The sequence below is a fragment of the Phycisphaerales bacterium genome (assembly GCA_016716475.1).
Classification (GTDB): Bacteria; Planctomycetota; Phycisphaerae; order UBA1845; family Fen-1342; genus JADJWG01.
In genome coordinates this window covers 1,220,370-1,240,578 of record JADJWG010000001.1, presented here as the reverse complement: position 1 = coordinate 1,240,578, position 20,209 = coordinate 1,220,370, and the positions used below count along the sequence as shown (strand labels likewise).

Below are 20,209 nucleotides of genomic sequence, written 5' to 3'. Positions count from 1 at the left end.
GCGAAGGTAGGCAGCGCCGCTACGCCTGCGGTGGCGGTCCGGTGGATTGGTTGACCTCGAGTGTGCCGGACAGCAAGCGCGACGGGGCGGGCTCATTGTTCTCAATCTGGTGCATGAGCATGCGCACGGCCTGGCGCCCAAGCTCTTCCACCGGGGCCTTGACGGTAGTCAATCGGCAGAAGCCGTATTCGTGCAGTACGACCCCCTCGTGACCCACCACGCTCATGTCTTCTGGAATGCGCAAGCCGCGTTTGACGAGCGCGTTGCAGGCGAGGATCGCCATGGCGTCGGAGTACAGCACCAGGGCCGTGGCGCGCGGCCGCATTTCAAGATACAGATCCACATGCGCCGCGATATCGAGATACTGATCGTAAGTCGGAAGCGGCTCCAGGCCATGCCGCCGGAGTGCCTCGGCGTATCCGCGCTCGCGTTTCATGGTGACGTGGTGTCGTTCGCCAGTGTAGTGGTGCAGGTAGCCGATGTGGCGGTGTCCCAGCTCGACCAGGTAGTCGATCGCGAGGCCCATGTCGTGCACATCGTCGACGTGGATGCAATTCATCGGCTGGTGCAGCTCGGTGTTCAGCCAGACATGCGGAATGTCATAGTGCAGCAGCGCGGCCTTGGTGCGGTCTTCGGCATCCGCCGGAATGATAACACCGTCAATGTTCTGCTCGGTGAAGATGTTGCTCCCCTCCATGTCGAGCTTGTGCGGTACCGTCTTCAGCACGAGGGCGTAGTTCGCGGCCTGTACTTCGTTCGCAATTCCGCGCAGTACGTTGCTGTAGAAGCTGCCGATCATGCAGAATTCGGTCGCGAGTACCCCGATCGTTCGACAGGTACTGCCGGCCATCGCCCGGGCCGCGGCCAGCGGACGGTAGCGCAGCTCGCGGGCGGCTTGCAAGACACGGTCCCGTGTGGCACGGCTCAGCGCCACATTGCTCTTCGATTGACTAAGGGCCGTCGAAGCCGCCCCGACGGAAACCCCGGCTGCCCGCGCTACATCCCGGATCGTGACGCGTTTGTTCACACGAGTGGGTTTCGACATGCAGGTCTCCTGGCGGCGCTTCCGAACGCCTGATCGCCGTTACCGCAGCTCTACGACATGGCGCCGCAGGACTCTCAGGCCACGGCGCTGCGCGGTTACACCGGGGCGGGCACCCCGCCGCGGTCCGCGGAGGGAGTTCCGCCACGCTTACTATACAGGAACCAACGGGTCTTCGGGGAGCCCCCGCGGGGCGTCTGCCGGACGAAGTAAACCGTCCACTCGCTGTCGTCCGACATCCGTAGCCGGTAATAATGCCTTCGGAGGTAGCGCTCCCCGCCGGCCCGTCCGCCTTCGGCCGACGTGTGCTTCCACGCCTCGAGTTCGCCCGTGATCGCGTAGGGCTGATCGCGCCACACAAAACCGGCCGGAAGCCCCGGCATGCCCGTCGCCATCGCGGCGGCATCGAACGTACCCGCCAGCGGCTTGAGCGGCTCGCTCAGAAACTCTTCCACCTCGGACATCCGGCACCATCCCAACCACGCCTGTCCGCGTATTGTGACCGGCCATGACTTCCTCCGCGAGGAGTGCCGCCGACCCACGCCGGACCGTATCAATGCAGCGCCCCCGTGACCTGCGTCTGCTGCGCGGGTTAAGCTGCCCACATGGCCGCTGTCGCCGACCGCCCCCGGAGCTGCCCACGCTGCCGCTATGACCTGCGGGCGCAGGTGGAGCCGCGCTGCCCGGAGTGCGGGTTGACCTTCCCGGCGGAAGACTGGCACGGCGGCATCCTGCGCGAATACCTGCCGGCCCGCATGGACCGCGTTGACCCCTGGCAGCCGCACCAGGTGCTTGGGGCCGGGCTCGTGGACATGCTCCACGGACTGACGCGGCCCCACTGGGTGTTCACGCAGCTCGACCCGCGCGGGTCGCTCGGGCGAGCGGTGCTTGCGGCCCTGGCTGGATCGTTGTGGATCTATCTGGCGTCGGTCGTCTTGGTCAGCGCTGGTATCATCGTCCGACACATGGTCAGCCCGCGCGCCGCGGTCCTGGATGCACTCTTCTTCGTTGCGCCACGCATTCTCGTGTATTGGACGTTCATCGCGTGTTATTACGCCGTGCCGCTCGCCGCAGCTATGCGGATGGCCTCCGATCGATGGGCGCGGGTCCGCGCGCTCCTGTTCTTGTTGCCCGCCATTGTGTTCCTGCCGTCGTTGGGCACGGCGCTGATACCCTGCCTCGACGACATTTGGGGAGCGCTGCTCTTCCTTCTACCCGCGAAAGTAATCATGGGTCTATGTGTCTATGCGGCGATCCGTGCGCGGCATCTCGTGGAGTTGCCAAGGCGCGGAAATCCCTTTCTTAACAGGGCTTTTTGGCGCTTTGGTATCTCAGTCCTGGCCCTGTTGCTGTGCTACTTGCTGCTGGGAAAGGTGCTCACCAAGCGCGTGTTCCTGTCTCTCGCCAACTACTTCTACATCGACACGGCATAAAACGAACCACTGCGGACAATGCGGTCGACCCGCTGGCAGCATCAGCCCGCTGTGCCCCGCGACACGCTCTTTGTTGCGAGGTTGCCCGTCGCTACTCCCCGCCCATCGCAGCATGCAGCACCGTTTCCTGCGTCGCCATGCCGCGCGGTAATTCCGTCACTATCCGCCCGCGCCGCAGGACGAGCACGCGATCCGCGAGCGCCAGCAACTCGGGCAGCTCGCTGGTGCAGATGACGAGGCCGACTCCGTCTCGCGCGAGTGCCCGGAGCAGGGCGTAGATTTCTGCCTTGGCCGCGACATCAATGCCACGGGTCGGCTCGTCCAGTAGCAATACCAGGGGCCGCGTGGCAAGCCAGCGTGCCAGCAGCACCTTCTGCTGGTTGCCGCCGGATAACGTGCGGACCGCCGCGTGGATCGAGGGTGTTTTCACGGCCAAACGCCCCGCCGAAGCCGCGTAGATGGCGCGCTCTCGGGCGGACCTGAGCAGCCCGACACGGGTGCACTCCGGCAGGGCTGCGAGCGTAACGTTAGCCAGCACCGAAAGGGGCAACACCAGCCCGCTGGCCTGTCGATCGTTCGTCAGCAGGGCGATACCGCGCGCTAGTGCTGTCCGCGGAACAAGGTTGCGCACGGGCACCCCATCGACCAGAATCTGACCGCTGTCCAGCCGGCCGTACCGGCCGTAGATGGCGCCGAGCAGTTCGCTGGCGCCACTGCCCAGCAAGCCGGTGAGGCCGACCATCTCTCCGGCGCGGACCACGAGTTCGATGTCATGGAGGGCCGTGCGGCGCCCGTCAGCCGACCGCAGCGCCACACTGCGAACCTCCAGGCGGACCGGTCCGGTGGCGGCATCCTGCCGGGCAGTAGGGGCGGCGAAAGTGCGGCCGACCATTCGGGCGACCAGCTCATCGGGTGGCAGTTCGGCCGGAGTGGCGGTACAGACTTGGCGCCCATCGCGGAGCACGGTGATTCGGTCTGCCAGGGCGTAGATCTCCTCCATGCGGTGCGACACGTACACGACACCGGCGCCGCGCTCCCGCAGACGACGGATGATGGCGAAGAGCCGCCGGGCTTCCTCGTCAGACAGGGCACTGGTGGGTTCATCGAGCACAAGCAGCCCGGCCCCGCGGCTCGTACCGTCATCGTAGATGAGCAGCGCCTTGGCGATTTCAAGTACCTGGCGGGTCGCCAGCGGAAGCGCTCCTGCCAGCCCCCGCGGGTCTACTTGTATGCCGAGGTCTTCTTGCAGCACCGCAGCGGCACGGGTGTCCATAGTGTGGCGATTGAGCGTACCCCACGGGGTGCGCGGCTCACGGCCGAGGAAGAGGTTTTCTGCCACCGTGAGCCCTGGCACGAGGGCCAACTCCTGATGAATCACGGCCACGCCGGCCTGGGACGCCGCCCGTGGCCCGGAGAATCGCACCGTTCGACCGCGTAACCATACGTCCCCTCCCCAGTCGCGATGCACTCCGGCGAGGACTTTGATGAGCGTGCTCTTGCCGGCCCCATTTTCTCCGACCAGGGCGTGGACCTCACCCGCACGGAGGTCGAAGTTCACCCCGAGGAGAACGGGTACGCCGTCAAACGACTTGGTGATGTTACGCATTTCGAGGAGCGTACAATCATCGGGATGGCTGGCGAACATGCTCGAACTCCGGGGTGCGGCGCCACGGAGGCACTGGCTGGCGAACCGTTCGATGCGGTCTGTCCGGGGTGGTACAGCCGACCGCCCCAAGACGGTTCTCCCGGTGGCAAGCAAGTGTGGCGCTTGTGTTTGCGCGCGTGGGGAGTATAACGGAACTCGTCGCGGCGCCGGGTCCAATCCCGGCGCGGAGCCGTTGGGCGTGCGGCTCAACCGGGACGACGGAGGTGCTGTGATGAAGTACACATGCGGCGTGCTAGTTCTCGCGACTCTGCTGGGAATCCAGGTCGGACGAGCGGACCTGCCCAAGGGTGCCTATGCCCCCGACATCGAGGCCCGCGAATGGCTCAATACCCACCCGAAGGGTGAGCCGGTCTCGCTGGCCGAGCACCGCGGGCGGATCGTGGTATTATTCTTCTGGGTGTCGTGGCATCCCGGGGGCGAGAGCGTGATGCCGTTGATGGTACTGGTGAACGCCTCGCGGTACGGCCGGGATGCGGGGGTGGTGCTCATCGGCGTAACGGATGCGGATCGGGCGTCGGTCGAGGAGATGTTACGGCGTGAGAAAGTGTTCTTCCCGGTGGCAACGGGCGCGAAGAAGACCGTCGAGGAGTTCGATCTGATCGGCTATCCACGCGTGGTAGTGATCGATACAGAGGGGAAGATCGCATACTCCGGCTGGCCGGACCAGGGTGGCGGCATGGCGCTGGTCGAGGCGATTGGCCGGGTACACAACGAGAAGCCGCCGACGCGCACGCACCCTGAAAACGCGATCCGGGCGGAGAGCTACCTGAAGGAAGCACGCCAGTTGCTGCGCCAGGACGCCTTCCGACGGGCTTATGAGTCCGCCGGGCGGGCGTATGAACTTGCTTTAAGCGGCGATCCGCTCAAAGCCCGCTGCCAGGACTACCTGGACCTGATCGACGCCCTGGGGCGTGACCGCTTCGCGCAGGCCGAATGGGCGATCGAGGAAAAGCGCTGGGATGAAGCGGTGGCCTTCCTGTTCGAAGTCAGCCGCGAGTTCCGTGGGACGGAAGTCGGCCGTACGGCGACCCGTAAACTGCGGACCCTGCGGACTCGGTATAAGGAGATCGCCGAGGTGCTCACCTCGCACGAAGGTGCGCGGCAGGCCGAGGCCTTGCTGGCACGTGTCCTGCGCGATGTGCGTGAGCGCCGCTTCGGTCCGGCATGGCAGGCCCTGGATACGATCACCAATGACTATGGTGACTCGGAGGCCGCGGAGAAGGCCCGCACCGTCCGGAACCGGATGGAGCAGAACCCCCGGGTGATGCGGCTCGTGCGGGATTTTACCTCGGCCCCGCACTGTCGCCGTCTGATCAGTCAGGCCGAGTCATTTGCCAGAACCGGTAATCTGGAGCGCGCCCGGGCCTTATACCGCGAGATTCTCGACGAGTACCCTGAGACGTCCTGGGCGGATGAAGCCGCCCGCCGGCTCTCCGAGATGTACTGACAGAGCAGCTTGCGGTCCACGGTCGTCCCCTGAGTGCGGTTCACCGGCCGGGGCTGCAGTTTACGGAGTGGTATGCCCACGACCAAGGATCCGTATGAAATTCTCGGCGTCAGTCGGACGGCGACCCCCGAGGAGATCAAGCGCGCCTATCGCCGCCTCGCCAAGCAACATCACCCGGATCACAACCCGCAGAATGCGGCTGCGGCCGGTGAGCGGTTCAAGCAGATACAGGCGGCTTACGAAGTGCTCGGTGACCCGGAGCGCCGCGCTCAGTATGATCGCTTCGGTGCCGGCGGGCCTGCGCCCGATGTTCGCACCTGGGCCCAGGACGGCGCGCATGCCGGCGCCGAGGGGATGCCGTTCAACTTCGATTCCTTTGGCGACCTGAGCAGTATTTTTGAGCAGTTCTTCAGTCGTGGGTCGACCAGCTTTCGCAGCGGCCGCCGCTCCACCGTACGCGGTGCGGACCTTGAGCACACCATTGAAATCACTCTTGAGGAGGCCCTGCGCGGCACCGTTCGCGATGTGGCGCTCAGCACCGGTCACGCCGGCAGCGAACCCGAGCACATCCGGTTCAAGGTGCCGGCAGGTGTGACCGACGGCCAGCGCATTCGAGTGCGCGGCAAAGGCCAGGACGGCCCCAGTGGTCGCGGCGATCTCCTGATTCGCTGCCGCATCCTTCCCCATGCCTATTTGCGCCGCGAAGGCCACGATCTGTACCTCGACCTGCCGTTGACATTCACCGAGGCCGCCCTCGGCACCCAGATTGAGATTCCGACACTGGCCGGCCGTTCAGTCCTCAAGGTTCCCCCAGGAACTTCCAGCGGCACACGCCTCCGACTGCGTGGTGCCGGGGTTCGTGATCCGCACACCGGCCGCACCGGTGATCTTTACGCCGTGGTGAAGATCCACGCGCCTAAGGCGCTCACGGAGCGGGCCCGCGAGTTGCTTCATGCGCTGGAGAAGGAACTTTCGGAGCGGCCGCGTGAAGGGCCGCACTGGCAGAACTGAGGCATTCATGGCGGCCATGTCCCGCGAAACACGCAGCCGACTGATCCTCATCGTTGTGCTCTCCGTACTCCTGTTCATGGTCGTCGGCGCGGTTTACTACTATCTGAATGCCGGACTGTTGCCGCCGACCCTCCTGGGTACGGAAGATGACGAAGAGATCCTGGCACGGCAGAACCGCCAGTTGCTGAACATGCTGCTGCTGCTCGTGCTGTCGGCCTTGCTGATTCTGCTGTTCGTGCTTGGGACCTACCTCGTCATGCACGCCGGGCAGATGCTGCTACGCACGCGCGTGGGCGGCAAGCCGACGGAGTATGTGGACGCCTGGAGCCAGTACCGCCTGAGCGACGAGGAAATCTCCGCGGCCGATCCCTCCCCGCCGGACAAGGACCAGGCCGGACCGCCGGATGCGCCTTCGGACGATCTCGGCGACCCCCCCTCGGACGAACCGGAGCGTCCCGGGTAAAGTTTCCGTAGGTCGGCCACGGCGCAACCACCGTGGGCCGGGCTGCCGACCTGGAGAACACCATGCCGGATACAGAACCGCGCGGACGCCGCGATGCCGTCGAACGACTGTACATTTTCTGGCTCGCAAGCACGCTGCTGCTCGCCGTCCTCATGATCGCCAGCGGCATTCTGATTCGTGGACAGCTTACGCGCCAGGAGTCGGCGCTGCGGAGCGCGCTGGAACGGGTTCAGCTCGCCCACACCCGCGCGGAAATGGTCGAGGAGCGACTGCGCAACCTCGAACGCATTGTCGGGCAGCAGCTCCTCATGGCGCCGGGGCGCGCCCCGAGCGAATTCGCGACCCTGCCCCCCACGGAAGAAACGGACCCGGAGGATTCGGTCACCGGCACGCCACCGCTCGCCCCGGCCGAACCTGAGGCCTCTGCCGCTCCCGCCGAAACAGAGCTGCGCGCCCAACTTGCCCGCATCGCCCAACCCACCCGGAGCACACCGGCGGACATCCTCGATGTCGAAGCTGCCAATCTCCTCATCCGCTCAACCGAACCACACCTGGCGTACGCCGAGTGGTCGCCTGAGGTTTGCGGGCAACTTGCAGCGGTGGCGCAGCTCATCGGCCGTGAACGTGCTGCGCGGGCCTTCGCGCAACGGGCGTCCGCGGGCGGCGATCTCCTCGTCGAGTACTCGGCGGCGCGCATCCGGGCCCTGCTGGCGCGGCGCCAGGTGCAGGAAGCGTTTACCACGACCCTGCAACTGGTTGAGCGTGCCGACGGCCTGCCGATTGTCGATGCCCTGCTCGCAGTCGGGCTGTATGTGACCGATGAACCCGCCACCGCCGATGAGGTGCTCGTGGCGCTCGTGCCGCGACTGCCGGAACTGCCGGCCTACGATCGCCTGCTGCTCGGACGCGTGGCCGCGGGACTGGAGCGTTGGCGGGTCCTCGATGCGGCACTCGCGGGGCTCGACAACATCGGCGGTCCGCTGGCGCCGGAGCACAGCTTTCTGACCGCCCTTGCTCTGGCTCACCAGGGCCGCACCGTCGAGGCCCTCGCGATCCTTGATGGGCTGCTGGAAGAGACGCCGGCACGCGGAAGCGTGGACCCGGTCTGGCCTTGGCCGCGCCCCGACCGCTACGACATCGAGCTGTGGCGCGGCGTGACGCTCACCACGGCGCGGCAGTTCGATACCGCCCGCGCCGCCCTCGAGCAAATCGCGCGCAACGATCCCGGGAGGCCGGAAGCGCATTACCAACTGGGACTGCTGGAGGCGCGAAACGGCCAGCCCCAACTGGCCCGCATGCATCTGCGCAATGCCCTGGCGGGCGCGGCGGAGTTCGCCCCAGCGTGGGAGATGCTGGCAACACTGGACATCGCCGAGGGGCAGATCGCCCCGGCGCTCGATTCGCTGCAACGGGCCTTGGAGATCAACTCCCGACGTGCCCGGGCCTATTTCCTCGCCGCGATCGCGCATGCGAAAGTCACGCAGCCGAATGCGGCCATCGATGCCCTGCGGGAGGCACTGCGGTTGGCCCCGGAGTACCTGAACGAGGCGCGCCAGACCGATGTGCTCACGCGGCTGATCCCGCCCGCGGAGATGGAGACCTTGCTCGAGGGCGGTGCCTATCTACTTGAGCCGGCCGAAGACGCACCGGAAACTGCGCCAGCGGTGCCGGACGCTCCGCCACCCGGCACGGAATAGCGTGGCGACCGGCGAAACGGCGTGTGGAGCGGTGCACCCTGGGCGGCCAGGATCGAGCGGCGAGATGAGCTAAGAAAGGAAGGGCGCGTGCCGGCGGCGGACTTGCAGACATTCATTGTGGAACTCGAGCAGCGCGGCTGGCTCCGGCGCATCCGTGTCGAGGTGGATCCCCTGCTCGAGATTGCCGAAATCACCGACCGCGTGACCAAGGCCGGTGGGCCGGCCCTGCTCTTCGAGCGCGTCCGCGGCAGCACCTTTCCTGTGCTCATCAACACGTACGGTACGAAAGAGCGCATGGGCCTCGCGTTCGGCTGTTCGGATTTCGACGAAATCGCCGCCCGTGTGAAGAACATTCTCAAACCCGAAATTCCCACCACCCTCATGCAGAAGCTGCGGAAGCTGCCCGAACTCGCTCAACTCGGCAGTCTTCCGCCGCGTATCGTGAAGCGTGGCCTTTGCCAGGAAGTGGTTCTCCGCGAGGACGCCGACCTCCGCAAGCTCCCGATCCTGAAATGCTGGCCGTTCGACGGCGACCCCGCCGCGTGCGGCAGCCCACTGGTCGCCCCGCCGAGCGACGGCATTGAACCCGGCCGTTACATCACGCTCGGGGCGATTTTCACCAAGCACCCCGAGACCGGCGATCGCAATGTTGGCATGTACCGCGTGCAGATCTTCGGCCCTCGCACAGCGGCCATGCACTGGCACATGCACCACGACGGGGCGCGACACTTCCGCCGCTATCGGGACCTCGGCCGGCGCATGCCGCTTGCGATCGCACTCGGCGGGCCCGCGATCATGCCCTATGCGGCCACCTGTCCGCTGCCGCCCGGGATCGACGAGTGCCTCTTCGGCGGCTTTCTCCAGGGACGGGCACTCGAACTGGTCCCCGCCGTTACCCAACCGGAGATCGAAGTTCCGGCGACGGCCGAAATCGTGATCGAGGGTTACCTCGACCCGGCCGAAGAGCCGATCGTGGAAGGGCCGTTCGGCGACCACACGGGATTCTATTCGCTGCCGGACTACTTCCCGCGCCTGCACGTCACAGCGATTACGCACCGGCGGGGCGCGATTTACCCGACTACGATCGTCGGTAAGCCACCGCAGGAGGACTACTGGCTGGGCAAGGCCACGGAGCGCATTTTCCTGCCGATGCTCCAGATGCTTGTGCCAGACATCCTGGACTACAACCTGCCGCGGTTCGGGTGCTTTCACAACTGCGCATTCGTCAAGATCCGCAAGGAGTATCCCTACCAGGCGCGGCGGGTGATGCACGCGATTTGGGGCGCGGGCCAGATGGCGCTGACGAAGATGATCGTCGTCGTTGATGAGCACGTGGATGTGCAGAATGAGGAGGAGGTGCTGTTCCACTTGTGCGCGAACGTCGACCCGCAGCGCGACATCGAGTTCGTACGTGGCCCGCTGGACATCCTCGACCACGCCACCCCCGAGTGTGGCACCGGCAGCAAGATGGGCATCGACGCGACGCGCAAGATTCCCGGCGAAGGCCAGGTCCGCCCTTGGCCGCCCGAGATCGAAATGTCCGCGGAGATCAAGCGGCTGGTCACCGTTCGCTGGGCCGAATACGGCCTGGAGCCGTAGCGTCTTCCGACCCCGGGACCGGCCCCGTCTCCGGGGTTCCGGTCAGGTCACGAGCACGGCATGTACCGTCCGTGGTCCGTGAATGCCGGTGACGAGCACGCCCTCGATATCGGCGGTCTTGCTCGGACCGGTGATGAACGTGATGTTGGTCGGCAGCGGTGGAGCAAGCGTGGCGAAGTAGTCGAACAGGTCAGCCATGATTTGGTGGGTGGCGATGATTGCCACGTGAATGGGGGGTATCAGCGACATGCCACGCGCGGTCTGGGGACCGGAGTGGACGACGATCATGCCATTCTCGGCGATCGCGGCCCGTACACCAGTGATCGCCGCCGCCGAGTCGAACAGCGTGGGGTCGTCGTGCCCGCGACGCAGGTCGTAACCGCGCGCCGTGAGCAAATTCTGAAGTGCTGCCGCCCGCTCGTCATCGAGCGCGCTGGCGCTTAGCGGCTCAAGCACAAGATGGCCCGCATCTGGCGGTGGCAGGATTCCGGCGATTACCTCCGCAAGTGTGGTGGCGGTGGCGCCATGCACCTGCCAGCCACCCTCGGTCGCAGCGGCGGTGAAGCGCTGGACGAGGTCGGAGTCGGGGGCCAGAGCGCGGAGTTCATCGAGGGGCTGTTGGGGAAGTGGTGTGTCGTTCGCCGGCGGCGGCTGAAGCTGTGCGACGAACTGCACAAACGCGGGGTCGACGGTGCCATGTGAGGCCCCTGCAGCGGGATCAGGCGTCATCGCGGAGTTCCTCGCGCCAGCGTTCGCGGAAAGAACGAGCGGCCGGGCGGAGCAAGTCGCGTTGGGTCGTCCAAGCCCCAAGCGGTCCGGGGCCACGGGTCGCCCAGCCCGTGCCGTCGTCCGCGACGATCCCGCGCAGCAGGTATTGCCCCCAGCGGTAGAGGGTCGGCGAGGACATCGCCCGCGACCAGAGCTGCATCAGCAGGCGTTTGGACCACGGCTGTTGCCCGCGCGACAGATGCCGCAGCCGCACAAGCAGCGCGGGGATGTCGATGTTCACGGGGCACGCCACCTTGCACGCCCCGCACAGGCTCGAGGCCCGCGGAAGCTCGGCGTGCGCGGGGCCGAAGAGCAGCGGCGTGATGAGCGCGCCGATCGGGCCGGGGTAAACGCTGTCGTACGCATGCCCACCCGTGTTGCGGTAGACCGGGCAGGCATTCAGGCAGGCGCCACAGCGAATACAGTTCAATACTTCCGCGGCGGGACCGTTGAGGATCCCGCTGCGCCCGTTGTCCATGATGACGACGTGCAATTCCTCGGGGCCGTCGCGATCGGACGGTTTACGCGGGCCGGTGATGAGCGTGGTGTATACGCTCATGGCCTGGCCGCCGCTGGCGCGGGAAATCAGCTTCAGGAAGACGGGCAGGTCGGTGAGCCGTGGAATCACCTTTTCGATTCCCATCAGGGCGACATGCACGCGCGGGCGCGTAGTGGTGAGCCGCCCGTTGCCCTCGTTGGTGATGAGGCAGAGCGTTCCGCTCTCGGCGATGCCGAAGTTGACGCCACTGATACCCAGATCGCAACGGCGGAAAATGTCGCGCAAGTGGTGGCGCGCGATCATGCTGAGTACCTGGGGGTCCTCGCTGTATTCACAGCCCAGTTCCCGCACCATCGCCTCGGCGACCTGCTTGCGATCTTTGTGAATGATCGGCGTGATGATGTGGCTCGGCCGGTCGCGGTCAATCTGGACGATGAACTCGCCAAGGTCCGTTTCCACCACCTGGACGCCCTGCGCCTCGAGCGCGGCGTTCAGATGAATCTCCTCCGACGTCATGCTCTTGGATTTCACGGCGAGCCGCAGGGTACGCGCCGCGGCCAGTTTCGTGATGATCTGGCAGGCCACTGCGGCGTTCGCCGCAAAATGCACGTGCCCTCCGGCGGCCGCGACACGTTCGGCGAACTGGCCGAGATAGCGCGGGAGGTGCTCGATCGTGTGGCGACGGATCTGGGCGGCCCGGGCGCGCAGGTCGTCGGCGTGGGGCAGTGACGCCAGGGCCGTCTCGCGCTTCTCGACCTTGCGCCAGGTGGCGAGACGGATCGCGCCGATGACACGCTTGTCGCGTGTGGCGGCGGCCATGCGGTCCTGCAAGCCGCCACTCATGCTTCGGGCTCCATCAGGCCAAGCGCTTCGGCCAGACACTCGGCGAGGTGTTGAAAGCGCAGCGGCAGTCCGCGGCGATGAGCGCCGCCAGCGAGTTGCAGAGCGCAAGCGGCTTCGTTGCAGACGACCAGCCGTGCCCCGGTTGCGGCCAGACCGTCGAGCTTCTCGGCGAGCATGGCTCCGCTGACCTCCGGGTAATCCACCGAGAACAGGCCGCCGAAACCGCAGCACTGGTCTACATGCAGCGGCAGGCGGAGTGGGGCTCCGGAGTTCGTACTGCCGCACAGGGGCGGCGTCAGCCACGCCTGGAGTTCGGCCGGGCTGTACGAATCGCGCGCGTGACACGGGTAATGAAACGTCACGGGCTCCCGCCACTGCAAGGCGGCGGCGATATCGACCTGCAAACGCTCACGCAGAAAGCGCCCGAATTCAAATGTGCGTCCGGCAACGGCCTGGGCGGCTGCCGCGCGGTGTGGGTCACCGGCGAGCAACTCCGGTCCGTGGTGCTGCACCATGGCGGCGCACGAGGCCGAAGGCGTCACAATGCAATCACAGGGGTGTGCGGTGAAAACGTCCACGAGATGCGCGGCAAGTCGGCGCGCCTCGTTATGGAAGCCGCTGTTGTAGGCGGGCTGTCCGCAGCAGGTCTGGGCAGCGGGGAATGACACCTGGCAGCCGTAGTGCCGCAGGACACGAACAACCGCCTCCCCGGCGCGCGGGAAGAATGTATCCGTGAGACAGGTCACAAAGAGGGCGACGTTCATGCTGGCGCACGCTCCCGCAGTGGGCCGGCATTGTAGGCGGAGAACCCCGAAATCGCACGGCACCGGAGAGTGCGGTGCCGTGGGTGAATTCTCGCGAAAGTTCTGTCAATCTTCGAGCGGGAAGATTAGCCGCCCGCGCCGCCGCCGCCCACGAAGGGATCCCCGTCGCAGAAAGGCGGGAACGTGCAGGCAGGATCAATGTCGATATTCACACCGGGGCCCTGATACCCCGAGGTGATGAAGCGATATGCGACGGGATCGCAATTGAGGATCGTTCCGCACGGATTGAAATTGTTGACGTAACGCAGGACGCCACAGCCACCCTGGAAACACGTGCCCAGCAGGGCCGCAAGCGGGAGCGTGCGGAGGAGCGTGGTATGAAGACGGCGCATGACAGTCTCCCGGATCGGGTTGCTTACTCGGGAACTACGATGTTGGGGCAGTCGGCCAGGATCGGCACAGGGCTGCACAGGTTGAAGAAGGAACCGCCCGTGCAGTTCAGGACGGAGCAGAAGTTGAAGGCCTGCACTCCGACCGGAACAGCGAATTGGGTACAGGCCGGGGTGAACTGGAAGACGACGCCCGTGCTGACACACACCAGCGCAGCGAGCAGCCGTCGGTTACGGAAGATCGACATCGGAGGCACTCCTCTGGCGAACGCACTCAAGTCACGAGTGCGCGAAGTATACGGTCCCGCCAAGCGGGGCATCAAGGGCGCGGCAGGGGTGGAGTGTGACAGGCCCAGAATTGTAACATTCATCCGATCAACGGGTTAAGGCGCTGGGGGGCACGTGCTCCCGTACGATCCCAAGAATCCGTGGCGAGTCCGCTCCACCATCAGGGCCCCAGCAGGGTACGGATCACGTCGGCAGCGGGGGGCTGAATCAGGCCCCGTTCCGTCACCAGGGCTGTGATGAGCTCGGCAGGCGTCACATCAAATGCGGGGTTATAGACCCCCACGCCCGCCGGCGCGGTGGACAAACCGGCGAAGTGAGTCACTTCTTCGGCCGCCCGCTGCTCGATCGGAATCCCGGCCCCAGTCGCGAGGGATAGGTCAAAAGTGCTGCGCGGTGCGGCCACATAAAACGGTATTCCGTGCCGTTGGGCCGCAAGAGCTACGGTATAGGTCCCGATCTTGTTGGCAACGTCGCCGTTCGCTGCGATTCGATCTGCTCCGACAATCACGGCTTGTACCTGGCCGGACTGCATGAGACTGGCGGCGGCATGGTCACACAGCACGGTGACATCCAGACCTGCGGCGGCGAGTTCAAAAGCGGTCAGCCGTGCACCCTGGAGCAATGGGCGGGTTTCATCGGCGTACACGCGGAACCGTTTGCCCTGCTCATGCGCGACATAGAGCGCCGCCAGCGCGGTCCCGTAGGCCACGGTTGCAAGCGCGCCTGCGTTGCAGTGCGTGAGCACGCCACCACCGTCAGGGATGAGGGGAGCGCCGAATTCACCGATCCGGCGGCAGGTTGCGGCATCCTGCGCAGCGAGGTGTTGAGCGAATTGCCACAAGCTCAGCCAGAGGGCGGCGCCGTTTCCCGGTGTGGCGAAGGCGTGTAGCCGCATCTCTCCCAGCGCCCAGGCAAGATTCACCGCTGTGGGTCGGCAACCCCGGAGGTAGGCACTGACCGTGTCGAGGTGTGCCAGAAAAGCAGCGCGCGGCTGTTCGCGATTGGGCCGTAGGCCAAGCACGAGACCGAAGGCCGCAGCCACCCCGATGGCAGGGGCGCCACGTACGCTCAGGACACGAATGGCGTTCCAGACGTCTTCGGCCGTTTTGCACTCGAGAAACACGACTTCAGACGGTAGGCGGGTCTGATCGAGCAGTCGCAGGTGGCCCTCGGACCCTCCCACCCAGGCAAGGGTCTCGGGCAATCCCGCAGGATGAAGACCAGGGCTCGCAAGTGTCGGGTGCGCATCCGAAGTGTGCATGTGTACGTTGTAACAGATGGGGGGCGGGCGGGAAACTCGTCTTGTGCCCTTCCCGGCTCTGGAGGTGGCACGGCACCGGCGAGCATGGTAGTTTGCGGGCATGTTCACAGGGTTCACCTTACGAATGCGCAGGCGAATGGGTTGTGTCGCCGTCCTCGGGCTGCTCGTGCTTGGTCTGACCGGTTGTCCGCAGTCGACGGTGTCGGTCGAGACCCGGCTGGTGGATGGTGAGCGGGCGTTTCGCGCGAAGCAGTATGGCCAAGCGGTTTCTGATCTGGATGCCTACCTCGCACAGGCGAAACCCGCCGAAGCGTCCCGGGCGCGTTATGTGCGCGGTATGGCCTTGGCGCTGCTGGGGCGGCGGACCGAAGCGTACGCTGACCTGCAGTTCGCCACACAGCACACGGGATCGGGTGACCTATCCTGGCAACCCCACGCGGCCCTCGGTGTGCTCTTTTTCGAGGATGAGCAATGGGATGTGGCGGCCAGGTTGTTACTGACCGCCGTGGAGCGCATGCCGGAAACACCGCCGCGGGATGCACTGCTGTATCGCGTGGGGTTGTGCTACGAGCGCGCCGGACGGTGGCGCGAGGCCCGCACCCGCTTTGACCAGGTGGCTTCTCGGTACGGCAGCGGGGCTTACGGGGAGCTGGCCCGGCGAAGGGTGCGCCTGAATGCGGAGCATTTTGCCGTGCAGTGCGGTGTTTTTTCCCAGCGACAGAATGCCGAACAGATGGTTGCAGACCTTGGCCGGCGTGGATTGCGCGCGTATGTGCGGCCAGAGCCCCGTGGTGGTGAGACGTTCTACGTGGTCCTGGAAGGGCAGTACTACAACTACGCCGCGGCCAAGCTCGCGCTGGCGCGCGTGCGTGGGCATATTCCACAGGCCGTTTTTTGGCCGTAAATCTTTTGCTGGGAATGTGATGCAAGAATCAGGCCGGCCTGACCCCGGGCCAGTGCCGGCCTGTGAACTGCGATGGGGTGCAGAGGGTAGTGGTTAGATGATGCTGAGCTGATCGAGCGCAGCCACGTATTGGGTAATTTCGGCGATCCCGAACGCAACCCAGAAAGCAGACTGCCACCACGAACCACCGCAGCCAAGCTGGAAGAGAACGGGGGTGGCGGCCAACAGAAGCAACGATTTCTTCATGTGGTTTCTCCTAAGAAGCTTTGGACATGAGACATCGCGTCAACGTGGCGAATTGCGCAGCACAGTTCCAGAAAACGTATCGAGAGCGGTGCAGACCGTCAATGCGAAGGTGTAGTGGAATTCTGCTGAGATGACGAAAAACCGTCACCTTGGTTTTTGGAAAACGAGAGCTTCAGAAAAAAAACTTGTCACTCGGAGCGATAAACCGCTTGAAGTCTATTGGCCCGCCCATATACTACTCCCCCAAGGTATTGGCGATCGTCTGCCTACGCGGTGCCGTCCAGGCAGCGGTCAAGTTTGGTCACTGTGGGGTCGTGCCCCGCGATCTCTGAAGGAGAGAGCAGATGACGAGTTTCAAGAAGGTGCTCCTGGGTGTCAGTGTTGCGCCGATCCTGTTCCAGTTCGGCTGCGGTGGCGGTGGCCTCTGGCAGACGTTCCGCTTTGTGGCGGATCTCGCCGGTATTGCCGCCTCGTTCGACCAGCTCTTCGGCGTTTGGCCGGGCGGCCCCTTCTAAGGGACTGAGTCTGGTCAGCACTGCGCCCGGAAGAAGTGTCGCATTGACACTTCCGCCGAGCACGGTCCGGTGACGCTACGCGTCATCGGCTGGAAAATGTCAAAGGCCGCTTGTCTCGGTGTTTTACCAGGATGAGCGGCCCTTGCGTTTGATCGGGGAGGGGAATGGTGGGAAGGGGGGTACAACGGGTGCAGGTCGGCGCGCCGTGAATGCAGCATGCTCCAGCCCTGCCGCCGCGTTCGCCGATCAGGTATAAGTTCGTTCCACACCGAACGGGCGCCCCCGTTGCGGCGTCGGCGGTGTGCGGAGAATCGGCGCGCCGCCGAGTTGGCGACGCCCAGTACGGTGGCTGGCGCTGCTGGAGATTCCATGAAGACCTCGGAAGCCCTGTCAAAGAAGATTCAGGACCGGTCGGTGCTTGTAGGTGTGATGGGTTTGGGCTACGTCGGGCTGCCCCTTGTTCGGGAGTTCTGCAACTCCGGCGTGCGGATGATGGGCTTCGACGTTGATGAGCGCAAGGTCAAGATGCTCAAGGCGGGGAAGACCTACATCGAACACCTGCCGGGCAAATACTTTCAGGAGCAGATCAAGAAGGGGCTGTTTGAGCCCACTGCCGATATGGGTCGCCTGGGCGAGCCGGACGCGATCATGATCGCGGTGCCCACGCCACTCGACAAGATGCGTGAACCCGATATGACCTACGTGCGTGCCACCACAGCCGATATCGCCAAGCGGCTGCGGCCGGGGCAATTGATCATCCTCGAGTCGACCACTTATCCCGGTACGACGCGCGAGATCTGTAAGCCAATGCTCGATGCGACCGGTCTGAAGATTGACCAGGATTATTTTCTTGCGTTCTCGCCGGAGCGCGAGGATCCGGGGCGCACGGATATCACCACACGCCAGATTCCGAAGGTGGTGGGTGGCGTGACTCCGACCAGCGGCAAGCTGGCCGCAGCGCTCTACGCGCTGGCACTCGAAACCATCGTACCGGTCGGTAAAGCCGAGGTAGCCGAGGCCTGCAAAATCGTGGAGAACGTGTACCGGTGCGTCAACATCGCGCTGGTCAACGAGCTGAAGATGCTCTTTGACCGCATGGACATCGATGTCTGGGAGGTGATTGCGGCCGCGAAGACGAAGCCGTTTGGTTTTCAGGCCTTCTACCCGGGTCCGGGGCTCGGCGGGCACTGCATCCCAATCGATCCCTTCTATCTTTCGTGGAAGGCGCGCGAATACAACATGCCGACGCGCTTCATCGAGCTGGCGGGTGAGATCAATACGCACATGCCGGATTACGTAGTTCTACGGGTGATGGAGGCACTCAACGACCGGGGCAAGGCGCTCAAGGGCGCCAAGGTGCTGATCCTCGGCCTCGCGTACAAGAAGGATGTCGACGATGTGCGCGAGAGCCCGTCCGTCACGCTGATCGAGCTGCTGCAGGCGCGCGGCGCGAAAGTGGATTACCACGACCCGCACATCCCGGTGGCCAAGGAGATGCGCGAGCACAACATCACGCACATGAAGAGTGTGCCGCTCACCGCCGCGAATCTCCAGAAGTACGACTGCGTGCTGATTTCGACCGATCACTCGCGGATTGACTACGACCTTGTCGCCGCCAACGCCGCCCTGATTGTGGATACCCGCAACGCGATGGGGTCGAAGAAGCGGTCGGCGAACAAGGTGATCAAAGCGTAACGCCCGTGCGAACGCGGGACGCGCCGGCAGTGCGGATCCCGGTGTGACATGCTACAAGGGTGATCTGGTAGCGCATGCGCAGTCACAACCGGCGATGCCACCAGGCAAAAAAATGCCGGATCGGTAAGGATCCTCATGCGTGAGTCCGTTCCGCCTTATTTCCTCCCGCGGGCAGCTTCGCCCCGCGACGCGGCGGTTCTCACGTCAGGATCGGTGGCCGATCCGGCTCTCACAATCACACCATGCGCCCGAAGGGCACACGGACCCTCCCTGGTGGGAGTTTCAAGGAAACTGCTGCATTTCAGACGGATACCGCTGGATGCGGCAACGACCTGCCACACTCCACAGAAGTGCGGTGCGCTCCGTTCCCATTAAGTATTCCCCACGCTTACCGGGGAGTCAAATCAAGCGCGGATTTCCCCACGTATCTCGAAGAGCGGCCACGCGCTCAATCACTGTACTGATCCGGGGATTCTGTCGGAGGGCGATAGGAGGCGTGTAGTGCCTGCCAGGTCTGTGCAAAGTCCGGGCTTGGAACGCCATCCGGAAGGGGGTGCACAAGGGCTTTCGCTCGTTCACGGCTGAAGAGCAGGTGGCTCCAGAGCCATGCTTGCTCTGTGCGCTCTTGCGGATCGAACTCAAGCTCGGTGCCGGCTGCACAGGATTCCGTGCGGCACGCCTGCTTGAACCAGAGTGGTGCGGACTGCGCGAGTTTGCGGTTCGGCACGATCGGGCCTGCGCTGATCTCGCCCGCGCGAAACAGCAGCAGCTTCCACGCTTTGCGACGTACTACCGGCAGTGCGGCGGCATCGCAGAAGTTACTTGCGGTTCTTATGACCGGTGTCCAGTGCTGTGCCCAGCGGCGCGCGAACACGAGTTGTTGCTTGAGTTGCGCGGCGCGCTCGTACGCCTGTGCCGCGGCCGCGTTGCGCATCTCGGCCTCGGCGGCGGTGAGCCAGTGCGTTACGCCGCCGCAGGCGAATTCCCAGGCAGCGCGGCAGCGCTCGACGTACGGTGCAAGTGGTACGCTGCCATCACAGGGAGCATCGCAGCGTCCCATCTCGGCGTAAGCGCAGCGCTTCCCATGCGGAGTTCGGCGCACCTCCGCGGGATAACGACAGAGGTCGAATAGATCCCAAAGGCCGGTGAGCGCCTCCTGGGCCGCGGCGTGTGTTGGCCAGGGTCCGAGACAATCACCGGGCGTGAGTGTGAAGCGCTCGGTGACGCGCAACTCGGGCACGGCACGGTTGAAATCCACACCCAGGAACCAAGCTGGGCCGAAACTGATGAGGGTACGGTAGTCGCGGGGATAGATGGCGCGGGCGAGTCGGTAATACCACCAGCGGCCTTCAAAAGCGGTGCTCAGGGCGCGCCAGCGCACGCCGCGCGCGATTTCGGACAGGTCTGCCCGACCGCTGGTCGGAGGTTCTTCAGCCAGACGGCTGATGAGCAAGCGGCGGAGTGCCTGCGTCGTCGCCAACTGAATGGGTGTGGCGTCGGCGGCCTCAAGCAGGTAGATGGCGGGGACATTGGGCAGTTTGGCGAGATCTGTGCTTGTTGGGCGCGCCGGCCACACGTGGTGATCGGGCAGTGCCGCCTGGCGAAAAGTCTCGGCCGGTGGGTCGATCGCAGTCATCGCAGTCCGCGGTCGGTGAGGGAGCGTGGTCGCGAATCTGTGA

The 20,209-nt window shown here is 64.8% G+C and carries 20 protein-coding genes; 9 read left to right on the top strand and 11 right to left on the bottom strand.

Annotation, left to right across the window (positions count from 1 at the left end):
- Positions 1 to 19: 19 nt before the first annotated feature.
- Together IPM18_05135 and IPM18_05130 are read right to left on the bottom strand one after the other, a co-directional pair.
- A complete protein-coding gene (locus tag IPM18_05135; protein ID MBK9118976.1) occupies positions 20 to 1,045 on the bottom strand; it encodes a LacI family DNA-binding transcriptional regulator in 1,026 nt (341 codons plus the stop codon).
- A gap of 95 nt (positions 1,046 to 1,140) precedes the next feature.
- Positions 1,141 to 1,506, bottom strand: coding sequence for a cytoplasmic protein (locus IPM18_05130; protein ID MBK9118975.1), 366 nt, complete (start codon positions 1,504 to 1,506; stop codon positions 1,141 to 1,143).
- Positions 1,507 to 1,647: 141 nt separating this feature from the next.
- Between IPM18_05130 and IPM18_05125 the strand changes: the two genes are divergently transcribed.
- A complete protein-coding gene (locus IPM18_05125; GenBank protein MBK9118974.1) occupies positions 1,648 to 2,475 on the top strand; it encodes a hypothetical protein in 828 nt (275 codons plus the stop codon).
- Between the two features lie 91 nt (positions 2,476 to 2,566).
- Here IPM18_05125 and IPM18_05120 read toward each other — a convergent pair whose 3' ends face one another.
- Positions 2,567 to 4,120 (bottom strand): sugar ABC transporter ATP-binding protein, encoded by a 1,554-nt coding sequence (locus IPM18_05120; protein ID MBK9118973.1) that lies wholly within the window; start codon positions 4,118 to 4,120, stop codon positions 2,567 to 2,569.
- A 232-nt stretch (positions 4,121 to 4,352) separates the two neighbouring features.
- Between IPM18_05120 and IPM18_05115 the strand changes: the two genes are divergently transcribed.
- From IPM18_05115 to IPM18_05095, 5 genes are all read left to right on the top strand, one after another.
- Positions 4,353 to 5,588: a redoxin family protein gene (locus tag IPM18_05115; protein MBK9118972.1), complete on the top strand. Its 1,236-nt coding sequence runs from the start codon at positions 4,353 to 4,355 to the stop codon at positions 5,586 to 5,588.
- A 72-nt stretch (positions 5,589 to 5,660) separates the two neighbouring features.
- Entirely contained in the window at positions 5,661 to 6,599 is a 939-nt protein-coding gene (locus tag IPM18_05110) for a DnaJ domain-containing protein (protein ID MBK9118971.1), read from the top strand.
- 7 nt (positions 6,600 to 6,606) lie between these two features.
- Positions 6,607 to 7,062, top strand: a complete 456-nt coding sequence (locus IPM18_05105) for a hypothetical protein (protein ID MBK9118970.1) — start codon at positions 6,607 to 6,609, stop codon at positions 7,060 to 7,062.
- 62 nt (positions 7,063 to 7,124) lie between these two features.
- A complete protein-coding gene (locus IPM18_05100) occupies positions 7,125 to 8,759 on the top strand; it encodes a tetratricopeptide repeat protein (protein ID MBK9118969.1) in 1,635 nt (544 codons plus the stop codon).
- An 87-nt stretch (positions 8,760 to 8,846) separates the two neighbouring features.
- A complete protein-coding gene (locus IPM18_05095) occupies positions 8,847 to 10,358 on the top strand; it encodes a UbiD family decarboxylase (GenBank protein ID MBK9118968.1) in 1,512 nt (503 codons plus the stop codon).
- Positions 10,359 to 10,400: 42 nt separating this feature from the next.
- Here the strand turns inward: IPM18_05095 and IPM18_05090 are convergent, their stop codons facing one another.
- From IPM18_05090 to mtnA, 6 genes are all read right to left on the bottom strand, one after another.
- A complete protein-coding gene (locus IPM18_05090; GenBank protein MBK9118967.1) occupies positions 10,401 to 11,087 on the bottom strand; it encodes a lactate utilization protein in 687 nt (228 codons plus the stop codon).
- Positions 11,077 to 12,468 carry an iron-sulfur cluster-binding protein gene (locus tag IPM18_05085; protein ID MBK9118966.1) on the bottom strand — a complete coding sequence of 464 codons (1,392 nt, stop codon included), beginning with the start codon at positions 12,466 to 12,468 and terminating at the stop codon, positions 11,077 to 11,079. Before IPM18_05085 ends, IPM18_05090 begins: the two co-directional genes overlap by 11 nt.
- The gene (locus IPM18_05080) at positions 12,465 to 13,232 is read right to left on the bottom strand and encodes a (Fe-S)-binding protein (GenBank protein MBK9118965.1); all 768 of its coding nucleotides are present in this window, start codon (positions 13,230 to 13,232) and stop codon (positions 12,465 to 12,467) included. The genes IPM18_05085 and IPM18_05080 overlap by 4 nt, the downstream gene beginning before the upstream one ends.
- A 125-nt stretch (positions 13,233 to 13,357) precedes the next feature.
- Positions 13,358 to 13,624 carry a hypothetical protein gene (locus IPM18_05075; GenBank protein MBK9118964.1) on the bottom strand — a complete coding sequence of 89 codons (267 nt, stop codon included), beginning with the start codon at positions 13,622 to 13,624 and terminating at the stop codon, positions 13,358 to 13,360.
- A 23-nt stretch (positions 13,625 to 13,647) separates the two neighbouring features.
- Positions 13,648 to 13,869, bottom strand: coding sequence for a hypothetical protein (locus tag IPM18_05070; protein ID MBK9118963.1), 222 nt, complete (start codon positions 13,867 to 13,869; stop codon positions 13,648 to 13,650).
- A 200-nt stretch (positions 13,870 to 14,069) separates the two neighbouring features.
- Positions 14,070 to 15,170 (bottom strand): S-methyl-5-thioribose-1-phosphate isomerase, encoded by a 1,101-nt coding sequence (gene mtnA, locus IPM18_05065; GenBank protein ID MBK9118962.1) that lies wholly within the window; start codon positions 15,168 to 15,170, stop codon positions 14,070 to 14,072.
- A gap of 124 nt (positions 15,171 to 15,294) precedes the next feature.
- Here mtnA and IPM18_05060 point away from each other — a divergent pair, with 124 nt between their 5' ends.
- The gene (locus IPM18_05060) at positions 15,295 to 16,074 is read left to right on the top strand and encodes an SPOR domain-containing protein (GenBank protein ID MBK9118961.1); all 780 of its coding nucleotides are present in this window, start codon (positions 15,295 to 15,297) and stop codon (positions 16,072 to 16,074) included.
- A 93-nt stretch (positions 16,075 to 16,167) separates the two neighbouring features.
- Here IPM18_05060 and IPM18_05055 read toward each other — a convergent pair whose 3' ends face one another.
- On the bottom strand, positions 16,168 to 16,320 hold the full coding sequence (locus IPM18_05055; protein ID MBK9118960.1) for a hypothetical protein: 153 nt from the start codon (positions 16,318 to 16,320) through the stop codon (positions 16,168 to 16,170).
- Positions 16,321 to 16,664: 344 nt separating this feature from the next.
- Between IPM18_05055 and IPM18_05050 the strand changes: the two genes are divergently transcribed.
- Positions 16,665 to 16,835 (top strand): hypothetical protein, encoded by a 171-nt coding sequence (locus IPM18_05050; GenBank protein ID MBK9118959.1) that lies wholly within the window; start codon positions 16,665 to 16,667, stop codon positions 16,833 to 16,835.
- A 369-nt stretch (positions 16,836 to 17,204) separates the two neighbouring features.
- Positions 17,205 to 18,530: a nucleotide sugar dehydrogenase gene (locus IPM18_05045; protein MBK9118958.1), complete on the top strand. Its 1,326-nt coding sequence runs from the start codon at positions 17,205 to 17,207 to the stop codon at positions 18,528 to 18,530.
- A gap of 448 nt (positions 18,531 to 18,978) precedes the next feature.
- Here the strand turns inward: IPM18_05045 and IPM18_05040 are convergent, their stop codons facing one another.
- Positions 18,979 to 20,166, bottom strand: coding sequence for a hypothetical protein (locus IPM18_05040; GenBank protein ID MBK9118957.1), 1,188 nt, complete (start codon positions 20,164 to 20,166; stop codon positions 18,979 to 18,981).
- Positions 20,167 to 20,209: the final 43 nt, after the last annotated feature.